This is a genomic window from Rhizobacter sp. P2_H2 (assembly GCF_056403375.1).
In genome coordinates this window covers 1-1,693 of record NZ_JBFUFP010001131.1, presented here as the reverse complement: position 1 = coordinate 1,693, position 1,693 = coordinate 1, and the positions used below count along the sequence as shown (strand labels likewise).

1 protein-coding gene is annotated in these 1,693 nt (G+C 69.0%); it reads right to left on the bottom strand.

Annotated features, from left to right (window positions below; translation table 11 throughout):
• Positions 1-1,693 (bottom strand): DnaB-like helicase C-terminal domain-containing protein (locus tag AC1D15_RS30820; RefSeq protein ID WP_477829026.1); only part of this gene is annotated, 1,693 nt, incomplete at both ends.

The window sequence follows — 1,693 nt, the reverse complement described above, 5'->3', positions numbered from 1 at the left end:
GGTCCTTGCTCTCGTCCTTGGTGTAGTAGTCGTCGCGGTAGATGAACATGATGACGTCTGCATCCTGCTCGATCGCTCCCGATTCACGAAGATCGCTCATCATCGGGCGCTTGTCGGTACGAGTCTCGACGCTTCGGTTCAGCTGCGACAGCGCGATCACCGGGCACTTCAGTTCCTTGGCCAGCGACTTCAGGCCGCGCGAGATCTCGCCGATCACGGTGGCGCGGTTTTCCTCGCTGCCGCCGCCGYTGCCGCTCATCAGCTGCAGGTAGTCGACGACGATCAGTCCGAGCTGGCCGCACTGCCGCGCCTGGCGGCGCGCACGGGCGCGCAGCTCGCTCGGCGACAGCGCAGAGCCTTCGTCGATGAAGACCGCAGCCTTGCCGAGCTTCTCGACCGCCTCGGACAGCCGGCCCCATTCGTCGTCGCGCAGCTTGCCGGTGCGCAGGTTGCTCTGGTCGATGCGGCCGAGCGAGCCGACCATCCGCAATGCGAGCTGCGCCGCGCCCATTTCCATCGAGAACACGACGACCGGCAGGCCCTCGTGCACCGCGACGTTCTCGGCGATGTTCAATGCGAAGGCGGTGTTGTGCGTGACGACATCTTCGTCGGTGATGTACAGCCGCTGCGGATGCGACACCGAGATGCACTGGCACGGCGCGCGGCGCGACGGCTCGATCGCGCTGAGCGTCAGCCGCTTCTGGCGCTGCCAGCGCTCGGGCGTGCGGGCCTGCTTGTCCGACAGCAGGAACAGCGAGCGCGGTTCAGGGTGCGAGATGTGGCACACGTAGGCCGGCAGGCCCGGCACGCGCATCCCGGCAACGTTGGTGAAATGCGGCGCCTTCTGGCTGATCGAGCACCAGCCGCCGAGCGAGCGGACCAGCGCAGCCACGTCGTCGGCCAGGCGCCGGCTCGCGGTCGAGAGGCGCACGCTGCCCCAGCGCTCGACCCAGCCATCGGTGTCGAGCAGGCCGCGCAGCAGGTCGAGCCGGCGCTCGCGGCTGGCGGTGAGATAGGACTCGGGAATGAATTTCTGGTCGCTGGACAGGCCCGACAGGCCGAGCGCCTCGAGCGCGGTGCGCAGCGGGTTGGGTTGCGCGCCGAGCAGCCCGGGCACATGGCCGCGGTCGCGGCGCACGATGCGGTAGTCGTAGCGACCGGCGTGCGTGACTTCCATGCCGTCGCCGGCGCGCTCGGCGACGCGCTCGATCATTTCGGGCTCTGCGGTCGAGAAGCGGACCGAGCCGGTGCCGGTCAGATTCCCGTCGCCGATGAGAGCACCGAGCAGCCACGGGTCGACCGGCAGCGCATCGAGGTGACCGAAATCACCGGTCGCGCAATCGATCCAGAGACGGCCCTGGTAGCGCGGCTTCTGCAGCATCACCCGCAGCTCGGCGGTGCTCAGCACGCGCGGTTCTTTCCAGCTGCGGAAATGCACGCGCCACAGATGCTCGTCGCAGCACTCGGCCGACCGGCCATCGGAGAAGCGGACGCGCCAGACGTCCTTCTCACCCTGCGGGTAGAGGCCGGTGACGATCGACGGCCGCCCGTCGACCGACGCGACCGCATCGCCGACTTCGAGCTCGCCCATGCGCTTCCAGGCCGACAGCGTGCGCACCCGCGCATCCAGCGGCTGCGCCTTGCCCATCGAGGGCCGCGCTGCCAGCACGATCAGGTCGCCCGGCTGCAGCCC